19 protein-coding genes are annotated in these 17,991 nt (G+C 64.0%); 18 read left to right on the top strand and 1 reads right to left on the bottom strand.

Going from position 1 to position 17,991, the window contains the following annotated elements; translation table 11 throughout:
• The first annotated feature begins 601 nt into the window (after window positions 1-601).
• From GF399_12745 to GF399_12660, 18 genes are all read left to right on the top strand, one after another.
• Window positions 602-1,978, top strand: coding sequence for an AAA domain-containing protein (locus GF399_12745; protein ID MBD3401182.1), 1,377 nt, complete (start codon window positions 602-604; stop codon window positions 1,976-1,978).
• Window positions 1,929-3,239 (top strand): hypothetical protein, encoded by a 1,311-nt coding sequence (locus GF399_12740; GenBank protein ID MBD3401181.1) that lies wholly within the window; start codon window positions 1,929-1,931, stop codon window positions 3,237-3,239. Before GF399_12745 ends, GF399_12740 begins: the two co-directional genes overlap by 50 nt.
• Before the next feature lie 77 nt (window positions 3,240-3,316).
• Window positions 3,317-3,802: a hypothetical protein gene (locus GF399_12735; protein ID MBD3401180.1), complete on the top strand. Its 486-nt coding sequence runs from the start codon at window positions 3,317-3,319 to the stop codon at window positions 3,800-3,802.
• Window positions 3,799-5,823, top strand: coding sequence for an AAA domain-containing protein (locus GF399_12730; protein MBD3401179.1), 2,025 nt, complete (start codon window positions 3,799-3,801; stop codon window positions 5,821-5,823). Before GF399_12735 ends, GF399_12730 begins: the two co-directional genes overlap by 4 nt.
• Window positions 5,824-5,902: 79 nt before the next feature.
• Window positions 5,903-6,118, top strand: coding sequence for a hypothetical protein (locus GF399_12725; protein MBD3401178.1), 216 nt, complete (start codon window positions 5,903-5,905; stop codon window positions 6,116-6,118).
• Window positions 6,115-7,014, top strand: a complete 900-nt coding sequence (locus GF399_12720; protein ID MBD3401177.1) for a hypothetical protein — start codon at window positions 6,115-6,117, stop codon at window positions 7,012-7,014. Before GF399_12725 ends, GF399_12720 begins: the two co-directional genes overlap by 4 nt.
• A 33-nt stretch (window positions 7,015-7,047) precedes the next feature.
• The gene (locus tag GF399_12715; GenBank protein ID MBD3401176.1) at window positions 7,048-8,106 is read left to right on the top strand and encodes an SPFH/Band 7/PHB domain protein; all 1,059 of its coding nucleotides are present in this window, start codon (window positions 7,048-7,050) and stop codon (window positions 8,104-8,106) included.
• 172 nt (window positions 8,107-8,278) lie between these two features.
• A complete protein-coding gene (locus GF399_12710; protein MBD3401175.1) occupies window positions 8,279-9,652 on the top strand; it encodes a hypothetical protein in 1,374 nt (457 codons plus the stop codon).
• 56 nt (window positions 9,653-9,708) lie between these two features.
• Complete coding sequence (locus tag GF399_12705; protein ID MBD3401174.1) at window positions 9,709-10,449, top strand: YebC/PmpR family DNA-binding transcriptional regulator; 741 nt, start codon at window positions 9,709-9,711, stop codon at window positions 10,447-10,449.
• 15 nt (window positions 10,450-10,464) lie between these two features.
• Complete coding sequence (gene ruvC, locus GF399_12700) at window positions 10,465-10,938, top strand: crossover junction endodeoxyribonuclease RuvC (GenBank protein MBD3401173.1); 474 nt, start codon at window positions 10,465-10,467, stop codon at window positions 10,936-10,938.
• 229 nt (window positions 10,939-11,167) lie between these two features.
• Window positions 11,168-11,665, top strand: coding sequence for a hypothetical protein (locus tag GF399_12695; protein ID MBD3401172.1), 498 nt, complete (start codon window positions 11,168-11,170; stop codon window positions 11,663-11,665).
• Complete coding sequence (locus GF399_12690; GenBank protein MBD3401171.1) at window positions 11,614-12,585, top strand: hypothetical protein; 972 nt, start codon at window positions 11,614-11,616, stop codon at window positions 12,583-12,585. Before GF399_12695 ends, GF399_12690 begins: the two co-directional genes overlap by 52 nt.
• 112 nt (window positions 12,586-12,697) lie before the next feature.
• Complete coding sequence (locus GF399_12685; GenBank protein ID MBD3401170.1) at window positions 12,698-12,841, top strand: hypothetical protein; 144 nt, start codon at window positions 12,698-12,700, stop codon at window positions 12,839-12,841.
• Window positions 12,842-13,110: 269 nt separating this feature from the next.
• Window positions 13,111-13,662 (top strand): methyltransferase domain-containing protein, encoded by a 552-nt coding sequence (locus GF399_12680; GenBank protein ID MBD3401169.1) that lies wholly within the window; start codon window positions 13,111-13,113, stop codon window positions 13,660-13,662.
• On the top strand, window positions 13,659-14,321 hold the full coding sequence (locus GF399_12675) for a hypothetical protein (GenBank protein ID MBD3401168.1): 663 nt from the start codon (window positions 13,659-13,661) through the stop codon (window positions 14,319-14,321). The genes GF399_12680 and GF399_12675 overlap by 4 nt, the downstream gene beginning before the upstream one ends.
• A 120-nt stretch (window positions 14,322-14,441) precedes the next feature.
• Entirely contained in the window at window positions 14,442-15,032 is a 591-nt protein-coding gene (locus tag GF399_12670) for a hypothetical protein (GenBank protein MBD3401167.1), read from the top strand.
• Between the two features lies 1 nt (window position 15,033).
• A complete protein-coding gene (locus GF399_12665; GenBank protein MBD3401166.1) occupies window positions 15,034-15,462 on the top strand; it encodes a peptidylprolyl isomerase in 429 nt (142 codons plus the stop codon).
• Between the two features lie 247 nt (window positions 15,463-15,709).
• A complete protein-coding gene (locus tag GF399_12660; GenBank protein MBD3401165.1) occupies window positions 15,710-16,309 on the top strand; it encodes a Holliday junction branch migration protein RuvA in 600 nt (199 codons plus the stop codon).
• Window positions 16,310-16,697: 388 nt separating this feature from the next.
• Here GF399_12660 and GF399_12655 read toward each other — a convergent pair whose 3' ends face one another.
• Complete coding sequence (locus GF399_12655; protein MBD3401164.1) at window positions 16,698-17,678, bottom strand: NAD-dependent epimerase/dehydratase family protein; 981 nt, start codon at window positions 17,676-17,678, stop codon at window positions 16,698-16,700.
• Between the last annotated feature and the right edge of the window lie 313 nt (window positions 17,679-17,991).

The raw sequence follows: 17,991 nt of genomic DNA, 5'->3' as shown, positions 1-17,991 counted from the left end.
GGCCGCGGTTGCTTCAAGCCAAAACAGCGCGGCGATCAACTCACGCTGTTCTGCTGAAAGCCCACGGCGAGCCGGTTTATAGTTAAAGCGTTTTCTACGGCGCTTGCACATCCGCCGCCCGTCGCCTAACCTGTAGTGATAGCGATAGTTGCACTTTGCACACGTGACATGCCTGTCGGGATTACCCTTTGAGCCGGCGGCCACAGCGCCTCCATTGCTCGTGACATGACGGCATCCCGTTAACTTTCGTGAAGACAAGACAATCACACATATGACGACCCATGAGCGTTAAGGTATCCCCAAGAAGAGAAGGCGGTTTTTCAGCCCGCATCTGCTTGACCTGCTGAGTGTTGGGGCGGCGGCTGACGGATGGAAAAAAGTGTTACCGCCCCGACCCCGGATGTCGTACCCCCGCGTTAGTATTCTGTCGACGGGGGAGAGAGCGGTCCACCGGTGAACACCATCCCCCCGGCAGCCCGGTGGTGAAGAGCGCTTAACTGCACTCGAGCTCCTCCCTTACCAGTCTTGGCCCCCTGATAGACCGGATCTGTCAGGGGGTCATGTTATTATTTAACTGTGAAATACTACAAAAGGAGGCCCGATGCCCGGTTTACTGCAGATCGCCCAGGAGCTGACCCTCAGCCTGGCCGCCGATGTTACCCCGCTGCTCGTCGGCGAGCGCGGGATCGGCAAGAGCGCCCTGGTCCGCGCCCTGTGCTACGAAAAATCCAGCGAGTTCGCCCGCCTGCGGCGCGAGCTGTGGGGCGACGAGGCCCCGACGGACTACATCAACCTGCGCGGCTCGCTCCATGAAGCCGCCGACTTCACCGGCCTGCCCTACCTGGATGACGCCGCCGACGGCAAGCTGACCAATTTCGCCCCGCCGACGATCCTGCCCCAGGAGAAGGTCCACGGCGAGCGGGGGCTGCTGTTCCTCGACGAGTTGTTCCGCGCCCAGTTCGACGTCCAGCAGGCCGTCTTCCAACTCATCGAGCATCAGCGCGACACAGATGGCGCCGTCTACCACCGCTGCGGTCGCTATCGCCTGCCGGCGGGCTGGGACGTGGTGGCGGCCAGCAACCCGCCACGCAGCTCGGCCTACTCCCAGAACGCCCTGCTGGACTCCGCCTTCCTCGACCGCTTCTGCTTCCTCGAGGTCGAGGTCGACGATGAGTACATGATCGAATGGGCCGCCTTCATGGGGCGGTTGCCGAAGCTCGACGGTGACGAGATCGGCAAGATCCTGACCTACACTTCCGAGCGCGATCTGGGCTCGATGTTCCTCGGCCGGCCGCTGCAACTGGACGCCAAGGACGAGAAGGCCCAGCCCGTCGATAAAGGGGTCAAGGTCTACCCCTCGCCGCGGAGCTGGGAAGCCGTCGGGCGGGTCAACACCGCGTCCCGAAGGCTGGGGATCTACGGCGAGGAGGCCCATCGCCGCGTTCTGGGCGGCCTGATCGGCCTGCCCCTGGTGGACGATTTCCTCAACACCGAACCGCTGATCTCTCTGGCGCTGATCCTGGACAACGACCGCGAGTACTGGAAGAACGACGTGTTGGACCTCAGCCGCAACGGTGTACGCCAGCTCGTTTGGAGCCTGCTGGGCAAGATCGAGGAGATCAAGCATCCCGGACGCCGCCACAACGTGCTGGACCTGCTGGACCTGCTTCTCGGTCCCCAGGCCGACAACGCCAACTGGGACCTGGTCCTGGGACTGGCCCGGGTGATCGCCCGGGTGGGGGCCCGGGAACTCGACATCTGCGAGGGCTACAGCGTGGCTGTTCTCGGTGGACCGGCGGCGCTGAAGCAGGTCCTCGAGGTGGTGGCCCCGGAGAAGAACGACCCCGACGCCTGGCTGCAGTTGATGGCCCCACGCACCGATCTCTGCACGGCCTTCGGCGAGCTGACCAGGGGCACCGCCCGTCCCGTTGAGAGCGAACACAGCCACGGGGAGGTGGAGGGTGTCCTCGTCGACTGAGACCCGCTTGAGTGCCCTGGAGAAGATCAACCTGGCCCGTTGCCGCCTGATCAACGAAACGCCCTTCTACGGCTATCTGATCAACTACTTCACCACCGTCGGCCCCCGGGAGAAGCGGGTCAAGACCATGGCGGTCTGGATCGACCGCGACGGCCGTCCCGTGCTGGCCTACAACCCGAAGTTCGTCGACAGGCTGAGCGTTGGTCAGACTCAGACCATCCTACGCCACGAGCTGGAGCACATCCTGCACCTGCACCCCCTGCGCGCCAGGCAGTTCGGCAAGGAAGCCTGCCGCAACCACCCCGCCCTCAATTGGGCCATGGACGCCGTCATCCACGGCCACAAAAGCTGTCCCCACCTCGAGGGTATCGCCGGTGACGAGTTTCTGGAAAAGGCCAGCGTCTTCCTGCCCGAGGAGCTCTCCTGCCGCACAGCGCTGGAGCAGTTGGTCCGCTGGCTGCCGCGGATGAGCTACGAGGAGCTGGCCCGGAGCCTGGAGGCCATGCTGCGAGGCGAGAAGCTGCATCTGCACACGGATCGCGGCACCATCCCCCTATGGTTCGAGGGCGACCCCCAGGCCCTGCTGGAGCGTCTTATGGACCACGGCGCCTGGATGGATGCTCCCGACGAGGAGAGTTACCGGATCATCCTGCGCCGGGTACTCAAGAGCGCCTACTCGCAATCCGGTGGAAAAGGCCCCAGCGACCTGCCCCGCCTGCTCGAGGCCCTGGACGTGCCGTTGATCGACTGGCGTCAGCGGCTGCGCAACCTGATCGGCCGTTATCTGGGCGGTAGCCGTCCGACCTACGCCCGGCCCAACCGTCGCCGGCCCGTCTTCGGCGTCAAGGGGCACAGCCGTCACGCCAAGGCCGACATCCTGGTCATGGTTGATGTCTCCGGCAGCATCAAGCCTACCCACCTGCAGCAGTTCTTCTCCGAGTTGGAGGCCATCTCCCACCTGCTGCGCATCCGCCTGCTGATCTTCGACCACATGGTCGAGCGCATCAACGGCGAGTACATCCACCACTACCGGCGGGGCGACTGGATGGGGCTGCGAATACTGGGTTGGGGCGGAACGGACTTCCAGAACGCCTTCGACTGGGTGAGCGAGAACTCCCACTGGGGCCGGTACAACGTCGTACTGACAGACGGCTACGCCCCCTGGCCCGAGGGGTACGACGGCCTACCCGTGCTGTGGTGCCTGACCGCCGACGGCAACACCGAGACCCCGCCCCTCGGCGACTGCGTGCGGCTGCGATAGAACGCCGACATCCCGCCTGAGCGACACCGCCCTCAGCCAATCTCCCACCATTGCCAAGCGCTTCAAGGAGGCAATCAATGAAACACCGGATCAAACTCCAGGCCGAGAAGCTGCTGACCCGCCTGTTCGTCGTCCGGGCCGACCGGGGCGGGCCCTGGTGCATGGTCGATCCCGCCCGCTGGTTCAACGATCCCCGGGACCTCGAGACCGCCGCCGTCGAGGTCTACAACTACGGTCCCGAGCATGCCCGTTCCTACGAGTACCGCCTGAACAACCGTCCCGTCGTCCTCTGCGCCTACGTGCCCTTCGCCGAAGACCGGCTGCTGCGCCTGCGCTTCGACGACAAGAACACCTTCCCCATCGCTTGGAACATCAGCACTCCCATGGCGCGCCGCTTCATCGACGAACACCCCAACCTGACCGTCCGCCTGATCTGCCGCCCCGACCTCGACTACATCAAACTGCCCGCCGTGGTGCTCGAGAGCCTGCCCCGGCGCCGTACCGAGGCCGTGATCGTGCTCGAGGAGATCCGGGAGAAACTGCTCGAGGGAGGGATACGATGATCAACCGGGCGATCAAGCTGGCCGGACTGGTTCTGGCCGTCCTGCTGGCCCCCGTCGTCGGCGTGTTGCTGTTTCGGCTGGGAACGGCCGCGGCGGCTCTCTGGGCGGCGGCCCTGCTGACCCCGCCGACGGCGCTGCTCATCTACGGCGGCTTGAGGGCCTTCCAGCTCGGCTTCCCGGGCCAGCTCAAGCGGGCGGCCCGGCCCGCCGTCGTCGGCGAACACCTGCAGTACCAGCCCCGTCCCGGGTGTCTCGAGGCCCTCGTCCGGCCCGATCTGGGGCTGGCCGTCGCCGTGACGACGACCCTCGCTGTCGGTCTGCTGGTCCTGCTGGAGCTGGTGCCCGGCGCCGCCCTGGTCCGCGTCGACCTCTGGCTGTGGGGCGCCGAGGTCGCCCTCTCCGGCGGGTTGGCTCTGAGCTTGAGCCTGTTAGTCACCGGCGGCTGGGCCTTGCTGGGCGTCCTCCTCGTCGGCGGTCGGGGGTTGACGAGCCGCCTGGCCGCCCGGCGCCTGGACAAGCTGATGACCACGCGCTCCCGCCGCCCGGCCCGCCGCTACCGCAAGCTGCACAAGCTCGAGGAACGCTGCCGGGGGATCCACGAAAAGCTGCAGAGCAAGGGTGGTCGCGAGTACCGTCACCGGCTGGCCGAGCTGCTGGAACTGGGCACGGAGAACGTCGACTTCGACGAGACCGGGCTGTGCAACATCATCGAGCGCTACTGCGCAAGCCTGAAAATCGAGCTGCGTGAGCTGGAGCAGTGCGACAAGGCCTATGACGAGGTCTGCGCCTTCGGCGAGGCGCAGCGCAAGCGGCCCTTCGCCATGGCCCAGATGAAGCTCAACCACAACCTGCGGCAAGCCGCCAAGCATCTGCACAACAAGGACTGGCGTACTTACCGCAACGCCCTCGAACAGATCCACCAACGCTTCAAAACGGATTGCCGCGAGGAGAACGGGGACGATGAGAACAGCGGAGACGGCAAGGGGAAACAGGTCAAAGCCGAGTTGGACTGCGAACTCAGCCCCCGGGAGATCTACGCCCACCTCGAGCAGCATGTCATCGGCCAGGAGGCCGCCAAGCGCGCCGTCAGCGTCGCCGTGGCCAACCACCTGCGCCGCATCCGCTACCGGGGCGAAACCGAGCTGGAGAAGTCCAACATCCTCCTCGTCGGCCCGACGGGCTGCGGCAAGACACATTTGGTCAAGAGTCTGGCCCGGCTGCTCAAGAGCCCCCTGGTGATCAGCGAGGCCACCTCGCTGACCGAGACCGGTTACGTCGGCCGCAGTGTCGAGGACCTGCTCTACGACCTCTACGCCGCCGCGGGACGCGATCTCGAGACGGCGCGCTACGGCATCATCTACATCGACGAGATCGACAAGCTGGCCGCCTCGGCGGACAAGCGGCGCCGCGACGTCGGCGGACTAGGCGTCCAGCAGGCCCTGCTGACCCTGGTCGAGGGCGCGGAGGCCAGGTTCCCCGAGAGCGGCAGCCTGTTCTACCACCGCAAGTTCGCCACGCTGGACACCCGCCACGTGCTGTTCATCTGCGGCGGGGCCTTCTGCGGACTCGACGAGCTGCGTCGTCGCGAACAACGCACCAGCCGCCTGGGCTTCGGCGCTTCCACGGAAGAACCCGCCACGCCCGCCCTGCGCCCGGCCCACCTGATCGAGTTCGGCCTGCTGCCCGAGTTCGTCGGCCGCTTCCCCGTCGTCTGCGAGCTGGGCGAGCTCACCGACACCGACCTGGCCCGGGTCATCGCCGAGCCGAAAAACGCCCTGGTCAAGCAGCATCAGGCGCTGATGGCCTCGCGGGAGGTCGAGCTGGAGTTCACCGCCGCGGCCCTGACCGCCCTGGCCGCCCTGGCCCGCGCCAAGGGGCTGGGCGCCCGCGGGGCCCGGGGCCTCCTCGACCGCCTGCTCGAACCCTACTACTTCGACCTCGAGACCTACCGGGAGCGCGGGATCGTCATCACCGCCGCCGAGGTCCAGCGCCTGGCCGAACCCGCGCCGCTGGTTCACTGAGCGCGACCCCTACGACCCGTCCTGTCGGGGCGGGGTGTTGAACTCGTATCCACCGCAACCCAAGTGAAAAGGAGGATGGATGAGGTACGTACCGCTGACACTGTTACTGGCGAGCACAGGCTTGTTCGCAGCTTGTGAGGACGAGGAACTGATAGCGGATCTTGAGGAAGAGCGCGCTGAACTCAAGGAGGAGATTGTCCGGCTCGAGGAGGAGCTGGACGAGGCCGGCCTCAAGCTCGCCGAACTGCGTTCCTTTCCGGAGATCCAGCAACTTGAGGAGGGAGAAGAACAATGAACAGACGACTGCTACTGGCCGCCTGCATCCTGTTGTCGACGCTGCTGGCCGGCTGCGGCCCCAGCGAGCGCGAGATCGAACTCAACGACGAGATCGCCGCCCTGACCACGCAGCGCGACGAGGTCCGCGCCAAACTGGACGCAGTAAGCGCTGAGCTGGAGGAACTCGAGACCACCCCCGTCGGCCGGCTCTGCAGCGCCCGGCTGGTCGTTTCCGCCGACGGCGTCGGCGAGGCCGACGATGCGGCCCTGGAGCGGGCCGACGGTCTCTACGCCCGACTGGTTGCCGATTACCCCGATGAGGCCTTCAACGAAGAAGCCGCCTCGACCTACTCCGCAATCCGCGAGGAGCGTTGCCTGCGGGCTCTGGCTCCCTTCGAGGGCTTCGCCGAGGGTCTCAAGAGCGCCGAGGACGAAGAGCTGGAAAAGACGGAAACCGAGCTGAGCAGCATCGGCTCGACCTACGACGACACCGACGCTGTTCGCCGGGTTGACAAGCTGCTGGCGGCCATCGACCGTGAATGGGACCGTCGAGGTACTCTGGTTTCAGCATCGGCTTTCGCTGCTGATTCCGAACCCTATGCCAATCAGACCATCCGTGTTCCCGGGCGTCTGACTTACACGGCCGGAGATCCGATCATGATGATGGGAACGGCGTGGAGGTACGGTGAGTATCAGTTCACCTTCAAGGGAACAAACCAGTATGTCGGTTGGGAAGCCCTGGACAAGTCTATCGTTATCGGCGGTGACTTCTGTGACGATGAGGTCCAGCGGGACCGCTTCTACGAGCTGGCTCAACAAGGGGTTGACGGAGAGATAGTCCTGGAGATGGATTCCAAGGGCATCGCCTTCCGCACCATCCGCATCATCATCGGCGACGAGGAGTTCAACTTCTAGCCGACCCCGACCACCGACCAGAAAGGAGCAACAATGCTGGGTCTCTACATCGTTCTCGGCGTGGCCTTCATCCTGATCCTGATCATCGCCCTCAAGGGCTTCCGCCAGGTTCCCCAGGCCCACGTGATGGTCATCGAGCGCCTGGGCAAGTTCCATCGGGTCCTGGACAGCGGCCTGCACATGGTGCTGCCCTTCTTCGACAAGCCCTTGCGGGTCATCGACACCACCTCGGTCACCTTCGACAAAACAAAACCCGACAGCCGCCCCCAGGTGGCGGGCGCCGACAAGCCCCACGGGGCCAGGGTCGTCGACGGCAGCGGGCGCGGTTCCGTGGGGGGCCAGTACTACTGGACCGACGTCATCGACCTGCGCGAGCAGTTGCTGGACTTCCCCGCCCAGCAGGTGATCACCAAGGACAACCTGGTACTGACCGTCGACGCCGTGCTCTACTACCAGATCACCGATCCGCGCCGCGCCGTCTACGAGATCGAGAACGTTCCCCTGGCCATCGAGCGGCTGACCCAGACCAGCCTGCGCACGGCCATCGGCGCCCTGGAGCTCGACGAAACCTTCGACAGCCGCGATTCCCTCAACGCCCGCTTGCGCGACATCCTCGACGAGGCCACCGACAAGTGGGGCGTTAAGGTCAACCGCGTCGAGCTGCAAGACGTCTCTCCGCCGGCCGACTTCCTCGAGGCCATGCGCGCCGAGGTCACCGCCGAGCGCAAGCGCCGGGCGATGATCAAGGAGGCCGAGGGCTCCAAGCAGGCCAGCATCACCAAGGCCGAAGGCGCCAAGCAGGCCGCCATCACCCACGCCGAGGGCAACCGCGCGGCGGAGATCCTCCGCGCCGAGGGGCTGGCCAAGGCCCGCGAGCTGGAGGCCGCCGCCGAGGCCGCCGCCGTGGCCGGCATCCAGGCAAAGCTGGGCGAGCACACCTCGACCTACCTGCTGACCCGGGGCTACATCAAGGCGGTGCAGGACAACGCCCGCGAGGGCTCCAACACCGTCTTCCTGCCTTTCGACACCGTCAAGACCCTGGGCTCCCTGGGAGCCTTCGCCGAGTTGACCAGCGGCAAGAACGGCGACTGAATACCAGCGGGTTGAGCTAACTCACAGAGATGAACCGGGACGCCTCGAGGCGTCCCGACACACAAACCGGCGACCGGGCCTGGACCGTCGGGCTTGGTCCCGGCGGCGAACTGCGGTAGAATAAGGCTTATGAAGCCGAGCGCTACAGTACGCTCAACCCGCGGACACGGCGATGCGTGAGCGGATCACAGGTGTCCTCGGCCTCGGTCTGCTGACCGGTATCGTCCTCTACCTGGCCCTGGCGATGACGCCGCGGGCGGACGAGCTGCTGCTGGTCGATGAAGGCGACGGCGGCTGGAGCATCGCCGCCGAAAGCCGCCTCGACCTCCCCGGCCGGTCCGTCGAGGTCATCGCCCGGCGGCGCGAGGTGCGGCTGGAGCTAACGCTGCGCGATCGTCGGGGCAGCGCAGTGCAGGTGAGCCTCAGAGCGGTTCGCACGCTGGATCCCAAACGCCTGGCCGCCGATCGCGCCCGGTTGGGTCCGGGGCTCGACCACCTGCCCGAGTACATCCTGCCGCCCCTGCTCGGCCGGATGGCTCGTCGTCTGAGCGCTCTCGAACTCTACGGCCCTTTGAGGCCGCGGCTGGCGGCCCTGCTCGAGGAGGCCGCCAACACCGTCCTGGCGCGGGGCTGCTCGCTGCGTCTCGAAGGGCTGCGCCTGCGCGACGTGGAGCCCGTCGAGCCGCCGCCGCTGCGGCTGCTGATCCTGCGGCTGGATGGTCTGGCGCTGACCCATCTCGAGCGCCTGTGGGCCGAAGGTCGCCTTAACGGCTTTGCCGAACTGGGCGATCACGGCTGCCTGATCCGTCTCGACGTTCCGGAAACGGCCGCCCCCTTGAATACCACCGGGCTGGCTGCCCTCAGCCGGCGGACCTCGACCCAACCGACGTTGCTGAAAGCTCAGCCGCCCGTCGTCGAGTTGCCCCGACCGCCGTTGTTGAACACCTCGGCGGCGGTGCGCCGGGCCGCCGACGAATTGGAACAGCGGCTCAACGCGGCCGCCCGGCTGCTGGCCGCCGGGACCGACGCCGTCGTCGTCGACTCCGGGTTGTTGGCCGAGTTCGCCCGGCGCTGGTGGCCGGCCCTGCAACGATACCGCGAGCTGCGCTACCACGAGCGCTTCCCCCATCCGGTCTACCTCGATGAGACGGCCCTGACCCGGGCCACGGCTTATGGCGAGCTCTACGAGAACCTGCTCGAGGCGCTCGACTCCTGGCTGACCGAGTTGCGCGAACGGCTGCCCGGCCTGACCATCGTCGTTGTCGGTAGCGGCGGGTACGGATTGCGCCGTCGGCTCGAAGCCGACGAGGCCGCCTGGGGCCCCGTCGAGAACGCCTGGCTGCTCCTCGGCGGTCTGCACGTCCGCCCCGGCCCGGAGCTGACCACCGCATCCAGCGCCGCCGCCGCCCTGCTCGAGGGGCTGCTTCTGGGGCGTCCCCGCGGTCCGACCACCGCCGCCGTCCTGGAACCCGCCCTGCGTCGCCGGCTCCTCGATGGGCCGCCGTCCCGGCCGTCCGCTGTTGACACCGGCGACGTCGAGCGCTAAACTAATCCCACTGATAGACTTAGGCTGACGGCGAACCCCCACTGCGGAGGCGACTGGTGTCCGGACACTCCAAATGGTCGACGATCAAGCGCAAGAAGGAGGCCGCCGACAAGAAGCGCGGCAAGATCTTCACCCGGTTGATCCGCGAGATCACCATCGCCGCCCGCGAGGGCGGCGGCGATCCCGAGGCCAACCCCCGGCTGCGCACGGCCGTCGACAACGCCCAGACGCAGAACATGCCCAAGGACAACATCAAACGGGCCATCCAGCGCGGCACGGGCGAGCTGCCGGGCATGGTGATCGAAGAACACCTCTACGAGGGCTACGGCCCCGGCGGCGTGGCCGTGATCGTCGAGACCATCTCCGACAACAACAACCGCACCACTTCTGAAATCCGCCACCTGTTCGACAAGTACGACGGCCACCTGGCCAAGTCCGGCGCCGCCAGCTACTCCTTCGACCGCCGCGGGCTGATCGTCATCGACGGCTCCACCGACGAAGACCTGCTGATGGAGGTCGCCCTCGAGGCCGGCGCCCTGGACATCATCACCGACGAGGACGCCTTCGAGGTCCTCACCGAATACAACGACTACCACCAGGTCAACGAAGCGCTCAACCGCGCCGGCTTCAAGATCCTCGAGAGCTCCCTGGCCTACATCCCCCAGAACGAGATCCGCCTGGACGACGACGACGACGGCGAGAAGGTCCTCAAGCTGCTGGAAGCCCTCGAGGAGCAGGACGACGTCCAGAACGTCTATACCAATTACGACATCCCCGACGACGTCGAATTCGACTAACCCGGGAGAGCCGCCATCCGTGTCCTGGGCATCGACCCCTCCCTCGCCAGCACCGGCTACGGCCTGGTCGAAGAGCAGGGCCGCGGCCTGCGCGGCCTGCTCTACGGTCACATCCCCACCAAACCCGCTTGGGAGCTGCCCCGCCGCCTCGAGCGCATCTACACCGAGCTGACCGCCGTCATCGACACCTACCGCCCCGACTGCTGCGCCGTCGAAACCGTCTTCAGCGCCGTCAACCCCCGCACCGCCCTGCTGCTGGGCCACGCCCGCGGCGTCTGCGTATTGACCGCCGTGCGCGCCGGGCTGCCCGTCCACGAGTACACCCCGATGCAGATCAAGCGCGCCGTCACCGGCAAGGGCAAGGCCGTCAAAAGCCAGGTGGCCTTCATGGTCCAGCGCCTGCTGGCCCTGCGGGAGCCGGTTACACCGGACGACGCCTCCGACGCCCTGGCGGCGGCCATCTGCCATCTGCTGCGGGGCGCGGTTTAGTCGGGCTGAGTACAGAGTTCCCGCCCGACTGATGCTGAGAAGTGCGCTTTACATGGACGATCCATCTTCATTGACGTCCACCGCCCGATTACGCTTTGAGGGGTGCGGCCCGTTCAAGTCGGCTTTCTCCCGTATGGCGGCTGAAGATCAGTTCTTGCCGCAGGATCGACTAACTCCAGTCGTATAACGCAGGGGCGACCGTCCCCGACAGCTCGGCCACAAGCCCGTCATGTCCTCCCACCCACCCCATCAGTGGACCGCCCGGCAGAAGCTGTACTACGTTCTGCTGCTGCTCCCGGCGCTGGCGGCGCTGATCGGCGCCGCCTGGCTGCTCTTCGCCAGCTCCTGGTGGCTGGGCGTCATCTACCTCTCGCTGCTCCTGGGCGTCCATGTCGCCCAGGCGCGCTGCTGTGTCGGCTGCCCCTACCGGGGGCGCTTCTGCCCGGCGATCTACGGCGTCTACCTGGCCAATCCGCTCTCCAAACTGCTTCATCCCCATGCCGCGCACACGAAGAAGGCCTACGACCGGGCGGCGGCGTTCGGTATCTCCTTCGTCGTGGCCATCCTGCTGTTCCCGCTGTACTGGTTGTTCACGGCGGCCTGGTGGTACGCTGCGCTCTACGTCGGCCTGCTGCTGCTGCACACGACGATCTTCTTCCCCACCTTCTGCCCCAGATGCGCCTACCGCGAGACCTGCCCCGGGGGCAGGCTGGCGACAAAGCGATAAAAGGAAAAGAAATGGATAAAACAGAATTGCTTAGAGTTTCAAGAACCACAACAATAGAAACGAAGTATATTGAGTTTAAGGAACACTACAACCTTAAGAACAAGCGATTATTATTAAAATTGATAAAAGAAATCGTTGCATTTGCAAATACAGACGGTGGAGTATTGTTATTTAATATTGATGATAACGGAAAGATATGCAACTATGAAGATTATAAAATTGATTTAGCCCCTCTTGTTGATAAAATATATAAGTATACTGGCACTCAATATGACTGCATTGATCACGTAAACATTGAAAGAAAAGATGGAATTATTAATGCTATACACATCAGTAAAAGTAAGTACCCATTATTATTTGAAAAGGATGGTGAATATAAATCTGACAAAAAAGTTAAGCATGAATTTAGAAAAGGAACTATATATGTACGACATGGTTCAAAATCTGAAATCGCAAATTCTAACGACATAAGAAATCTTATTAACGAAAGAATTGACGAACATATGCATGATTTTTTTGATAAAATACAAATATTTATGGACACTCCTGCAGAAGCACATGATAGTATTAGTGTTACAAAATTATCTGATACAATTCGAATAACAAATGATCCAAATGCTCCAGAATTTAGAGCAGAAAAATCTGATAAAACACATTGTCGAAGAATGGGATATGTTGTAGAGGAAATGAATAAATATATAAATAAAGGTCAACAGATCTCTCAACAGGATATACAATATGTAAAACAATACTATAACATAGATATTAATTCACCTTACTGCTATATATCTAAACACTATCCATGTCCAGTATATAATGATGCGTTTATTGAATGGCTAAAAAGTGAGTATGATAAAAATAAAATGCTTTTTATAAATGCTAGGAAAGCTGCGAGAAATAATAAACGAAAGAAAAACTGAACCGCTGCCAGCCGATTCCCTTTCATAAGCCCACGCAATTTCCCAGCAACTTACTGGTAATATACACCATATCACGCTGCTGATCTCGCTCAAGCCAACAACGAGCTGCGCCATGCGCAGCCTGTCAATGATCTTCGTTCTCTCGGCCCTTGGAGCGCCCGTCGCCGCTCAGAGCCTGGACATCGAGGTCAGCGAGGCCGAGCGCCGGCACCAGCGGGCCCTGCAGCGGGCCCTGCCGACCCTCTTCGACAGCTAGGGTCTGGTACCCCCGGAGAACCGCCAGAACAGCGAAAAGGTGCCGCACTAGGCGACGTCCGGCGAGTCTTTGAGAACAACCGGCGGCCCGCGCAGCATAACCACCCGCGGGCCTGCCAAAGCTGTGGCAGCGGTTGTCGCGGCGGTTCGGGAGGCGGCCGGGGCGGTCGTTGGAACTGACCCCGCCCTCATAAAAGCCAACGGAACCGCGCCGGGCGGTTCCGTTTGTTATACTCGTTGCCGCGCGGCGCGATAATCAGCGAGGAACCGATGAGCGGGAGCGAAAAAACCGGCGGTCCGATGTCCGAGGCCGCCTTCGAGGAGATGAGCGCCAAGTTCGAGGCCGGGCGCTACCAGCGCAAGCCCCTCGGGGAGATCCTGCTTGAGGTCGGCGTCGCCCCGGGGATGACGGTGCTGGACTTCGGCTGCGGCCCCGGCGGCTACAGCATCCCGGCGGCGCAGATCGTCGGACCGGCCGGCCTCGTCTACGCCCTCGACCGGGTGCCTCTGGCGGCCAAGAAGGTCACCGCCAAAGCCGCCGCCAAGGACCTGAACAACCTGCGCACCATCACCTCGACCGGCCCGACGGGCCTCGACGACGACAGCGTCGACGTGGTGCTGCTCTTTGACGTCCTGCACAACTTCACCGAGCCGCAACCGATCCTGGCCGAGCTGAACCGGGTACTCAAAAACTGCGGCACCTTGGCCGTCGAGGACCATCACCTGGCCGACGCCGAGCTGGTGGAGCAGACGAAGACCGGCGGTTTGTTCACGCTCCGCGGCAAAGGTCGCTGGAGCCACCTGTTCGCTCCCCGGCCGTGAGCGGCATCGGCCTGCTCAACGAGGGCGCCCTCCACGCCGCGTTGAAGGCCTACTACGCCCTGCCCGGCGATGAACTCGAAGTCGCGGTCAACGGTTACGTCGTCGATATCCGCCGCGGTGAGACCTGCATCGAGATCCAGACCGGCCATTTCCAGCGCCTGCGCCGCAAGGTCGCCGAACTCCTCACCGCCTATCGGGTACATCTCGTCCACCCCGTGGCGGCGCGCAAGCGCCTGGTTTATCTCGACGAAAACGGCGCCGAACTCCGCAGCCGCAAATCGCCCAAGCGCGGTTCCGCCCTGGACCTGTTCGACGAGCTGGTCCACGCCCCGGAGCTGATCGGGCGACCGGGGTTGAGCCTCGAGGTGCTGCTGCTTGAACTCGAGGAACGGCGGGCTCCGGCACGTAACCGGCGCGGTTGGCGCGTCACCGAGCGACGACTGCTCAACGTGAGCCAGAGCCTCAACTTCTGCAGCCCGGCGGACTACCTGCGCCTGCTGCCCCGCCGTCTGGCGGAGCCCTTCACCAACCGCGAGCTGGCCGTCGCCCTCGGCCGACGCCTCGAACGGGTCCGCCGCTTGAGCTACGTCCTGCGCCGGGTCGGTGTGCTGGAGCTCGTCGGCCGGCGGGGCAACGCCCACCTGCTGCGCCGGGCCTGAAGATGGAACATCATCGATGGTCGAGAGACCCTCGACGCCTACGCCCTGCACCTGAAACCGGCCGACGAGTGCTTCGGTTGCGCGGCCCGCAAACACCTGCTGTGCCGCTGGGAACGCGGCGTGCTGACCGCCTTCCAACCGCCGGCCTGCGACTTCACGGCTCCGGCCGTTCCGGCTTCGTCCTCGGGGGGCCCGTCGGCTTCGGCTGGTGGCCCTGATCGCCTACGGCGCCTTTCGCTGTCCTGCGGTGTCTGCTTAACCCGCCACCGCTGCTCCCACCGCCCCGACTACGCCGAGAACTCGCCGATCCTGCACTGCCCGGCCAACCACGGCGCACCCAGACTGTTACCCTACCGCCCCGGTCCCCTCGAGGGCTGGGAGAGAAGCGGCCCGCTGATTCGCTTCGCCCGCTTCGGCGCCGCGCCCCTGGTCGCGGCCGGACTGCAGACGGCCCGCCCCGCCGCCGGAACAACAGAGTTACTCGACCTCTGGGGCGCGATCATCCTGACGACGGCCCTGCTGTTCACCATCGTCGGCTTCTTCGTCCTCCGGCGTGTCCACCCCTGCCGACGCTACGTCAACCTCTCCTGTCCCCCTGAACACCGTCCCCGACGACCTCAAGGCGGCCAACCCGGAACGCAACCCCACCTCGACGCCGCCGGCTGGAAAACAACCGCCCCAAACAAGACAACGACCCCAACGAAAGGTTGAGATGTCTCAAGCCGCCAAGGGAGATAAAGTCAAGGTCCACTATACCGGCACCCTCGACGACGGCACCGTCTTCGACAGCTCGCGGGAGCGTGAACCCCTCGAGTTCGTCATCGGCTCGGGAACCCTGATCCCCGGATTCGAGAACGGCGTCCTCGGGATGAAGGTCGGCGAAACTAAGACCATCGACATCCCCGCCGCCGACGCCTACGGTGAGCGCAAGGATGGGCTGATGGCCAGTCTCGAACGCAGCGAAGTCCCGGACAACATCGAGCCCAAGGTCGGCATGTTCGTCGAGATGGAACTCAAGGACGGCAACAACGCCCGAGCCCGCATCGCCAAGGTCGACGAACAAACCATCGTGCTGGACTTCAACCATCCCCTGGCCGGCCAGGACCTGAGCTTCGAGGTCGAACTGCTGGCGGTGGCCTGACCCGAGAAAGGTAGTCGCCACCCGCCCGCCGACCGTTGAAAAACGACGGCCCAAAACCACGCCACGGCGAAAACCCGCCGGGCCGGAACTGGCACGGTTTTTGCGGAGGCGGCCGGTTAACGTCGCTCCAAACGGGCGCCGAGTTGCAAAAACCGTGCCAGTTCCGGCCGGCCTGGTCCTGCGCAGACGCTGTGTCGTTTTTCAACGGTCGGCTTTCGGCCGATCACCCTTTCTGGAGCGGTCAATCATGATCGAACGTTTGAGCGGCAGACTGGCGGCGCTGACGCCGGAGTTCGCCGTAATCGAAGTCGGCGGCGTGGGCTACCGGGTGTCCGTGGCGCTGTCGACCTACACCAGCCTGAGCAAGCTGTCCGTGGGTGATGAGCTGATCCTGCTGACGGAGATGACCTACAGTGAGAAGCAGGGTCCGGCCCTCTTCGGCTTTCTGGAGGCGGCCGAGCGCGAAGTCTTCCGGCTGCTGCTGGGCGGTTCCGGCGTGGGTCCCAAGCTGGCCCTGGCGGCCATTTCCAACCTGCGGACCACGGAGCTGCTCCAGGCGTTGACCGGTGGTGACTTCGCTCTGCTGTCCCGGGTGCCGGGGATCGGCCGCAAGAAAGCGGAGAAGCTGAGCCTGGAGCTGCGTGACGCCGCCGGGGAGCTGCTGCCCAAGCTGGGCGCCGCGCCGACGACCACGGGGCGTTCCGACGCCGTGGCCGCTCTGGTGGCTCTGGGCTATCCCGGTGCGGCGGCCCGCGGCGCCGTGGCGGCCGCCGAAGAGGAGCTGCCCGACGACATCGGCCCGCAGCGGTTGATCGCCGCCGCCCTGTCGCGCCTGCGGCGGGAGTAAGCTATCCTGACTCAACCAATTAACAAGCGACTTTGCCGGTGGCTCTTCCTGCCGGTGGTTCTTCTTGATGACCGCCGTAACAGCGGCTACGCTACCTTACCGACTCGGCCGACAAATGTGACAATCAGCTACGAAGGTCGTAACTCCATTCCCCTCAGCTCAATTTACGGATATGCCGGACCATGACAGGTGCATTCGATCGTGGCGGCAATCAAGCTCGATTAGCCTCAATCACAAGTTGAACGTCTTCTCCAGTCACTGACGGCCGATCCACAGAACCCCACATTATAAGCTGCTGACAGCCCACGGCTAACAGCTTCAAGATACAAAAAAACCGGCGATCTCCTTTCCTGGGGATCGCCGGTTGTATTTGACTTATCGCGCTTGATCAAGCCGGGTACAGCTCCCCGGCCGCGTGGCGGGCGCGCAGGCGCTCGAGCATATCGTCGGTCATCGACTCCAGGTCGTGGTCGGGGCTCCAGCCCCATTCCCGGCGGGCGGCGGCGTCGTCGACCGAGGAAGGCCAACTGTCGGCGATGGCCTGGCGGTAGTCGGGCTCGAAGCGGACCTCGAAGCCGGGGACGCGGCGCTGGATGGCGGCGGCCAGCTCACCGGCGCTGAAGGACATCGAGCCGACGTTGAAGTCGCCGTGGTGTTTGAGGCCTTCGACGGGGGCGCGGAAGAGGTCGATGGTGGCCTTGAGGCAGTCGGGCATGTACATCATCGGCAGCCGGGTCTCGGGCTTGACGAAGCAGGTGTAGCTGGGTTCGGAGACGGCCTTGTAGTAGATGTCGACGGCGTAGTCGGTGGTGCCGCCGCCGGGGAGGGTCTTGGCGGAGATGATCCCGGGGTAGCGCAGCCCGCGGACGTCGAGGCCCCATTTGTTCCAGAAGTAGTCGGCCAGCAGCTCGCCGGCCACCTTGGTGACGCCGTACATGGTTCGCGGACGCAGGACGGTCTCCTGGGGCGTGTTTTCTAGCGGGGTTTCCGGTCCGAAGGCGGCGATCGACGAGGGGATCAGCACCCGGGTCAGCCCGCGCTCCCGGGCCAGGCGCAAGACGTTGAGACTGCCGTTGATGTTGACGTTCCAGCAGGCGTCGGGGTTCCGCTCGCCGGTGGCCGAGAGGACGGCGGCCATGTGGACGATGGAGTCGATGTCGTAGGCCTCGCACAGCTCGGCGAGCCGGTTTGGGTCAAGGACGTCACAGATCTCGAAGGAGCCGCACTCGGCGATGTCGGCGATGGTGCACTCGCGAATATCGGTGGCCACGACGTTGTCGGCGCCGTAGACGCTCCGCAGTTCTAAGGTCAGTTCGGAACCGATCTGTCCCAGGGCGCCGGTGACCAGAATCCGTTGGGGTTCGCTCATGCTCATCCTCTCGTCTCGTCGCGAAGGCCGGGCTGTCGTCAGACAGAAGACGATTTTACCGGGCGCTGAGGTAAGATGCAAGCCTCAACGGTGTTGTTCAACGCTCTAATCGCGGGTGCGAGACTGACGGATTGCTAGTGACTAGCAGAACCGTTCAGGGAGAATTTGTCGACTCTTGATGAAGAAAAAGAGTGGGTTTTATCTTGCACGAAATTAAAATACTTGCCACATTCAAGTAATTGCTGTATAATGCCAAGTTGCTAACTGGTTAAGAGAAACGTTCCTTTGTCTGTGGGGGTCGAGGGAGGTTGAG

This window comes from Candidatus Coatesbacteria bacterium, assembly GCA_014728225.1.
Taxonomy (GTDB): Bacteria; RBG-13-66-14; RBG-13-66-14; order RBG-13-66-14; family RBG-13-66-14; genus WJLX01.
Note: the sequence above shows the minus strand (reverse complement) of the source record. Positions and strands in the feature narration are given on the sequence as shown.

Coding starts and splice junctions, on each gene's coding strand:
- GF399_12745 (MBD3401182.1), top strand. CDS start 602: ATGCCCGGTTTACTGCAGATCGCCCAGGAGCTGACCCTCAGCCTGGCC.
- GF399_12735 (MBD3401180.1), top strand. CDS start 3,317: ATGAAACACCGGATCAAACTCCAGGCCGAGAAGCTGCTGACCCGCCTG.
- GF399_12730 (MBD3401179.1), top strand. CDS start 3,799: ATGATCAACCGGGCGATCAAGCTGGCCGGACTGGTTCTGGCCGTCCTG.
- GF399_12725 (MBD3401178.1), top strand. CDS start 5,903: ATGAGGTACGTACCGCTGACACTGTTACTGGCGAGCACAGGCTTGTTC.
- GF399_12720 (MBD3401177.1), top strand. CDS start 6,115: ATGAACAGACGACTGCTACTGGCCGCCTGCATCCTGTTGTCGACGCTG.
- GF399_12715 (MBD3401176.1), top strand. CDS start 7,048: ATGCTGGGTCTCTACATCGTTCTCGGCGTGGCCTTCATCCTGATCCTG.
- GF399_12710 (MBD3401175.1), top strand. CDS start 8,279: ATGCGTGAGCGGATCACAGGTGTCCTCGGCCTCGGTCTGCTGACCGGT.
- GF399_12695 (MBD3401172.1), top strand. CDS start 11,168: ATGTCCTCCCACCCACCCCATCAGTGGACCGCCCGGCAGAAGCTGTAC.
- GF399_12690 (MBD3401171.1), top strand. CDS start 11,614: ATGCGCCTACCGCGAGACCTGCCCCGGGGGCAGGCTGGCGACAAAGCG.
- GF399_12685 (MBD3401170.1), top strand. CDS start 12,698: ATGCGCAGCCTGTCAATGATCTTCGTTCTCTCGGCCCTTGGAGCGCCC.
- GF399_12680 (MBD3401169.1), top strand. CDS start 13,111: ATGAGCGGGAGCGAAAAAACCGGCGGTCCGATGTCCGAGGCCGCCTTC.
- GF399_12665 (MBD3401166.1), top strand. CDS start 15,034: ATGTCTCAAGCCGCCAAGGGAGATAAAGTCAAGGTCCACTATACCGGC.
- GF399_12660 (MBD3401165.1), top strand. CDS start 15,710: ATGATCGAACGTTTGAGCGGCAGACTGGCGGCGCTGACGCCGGAGTTC.
- GF399_12655 (MBD3401164.1), bottom strand. CDS start 17,678: ATGAGCGAACCCCAACGGATTCTGGTCACCGGCGCCCTGGGACAGATC.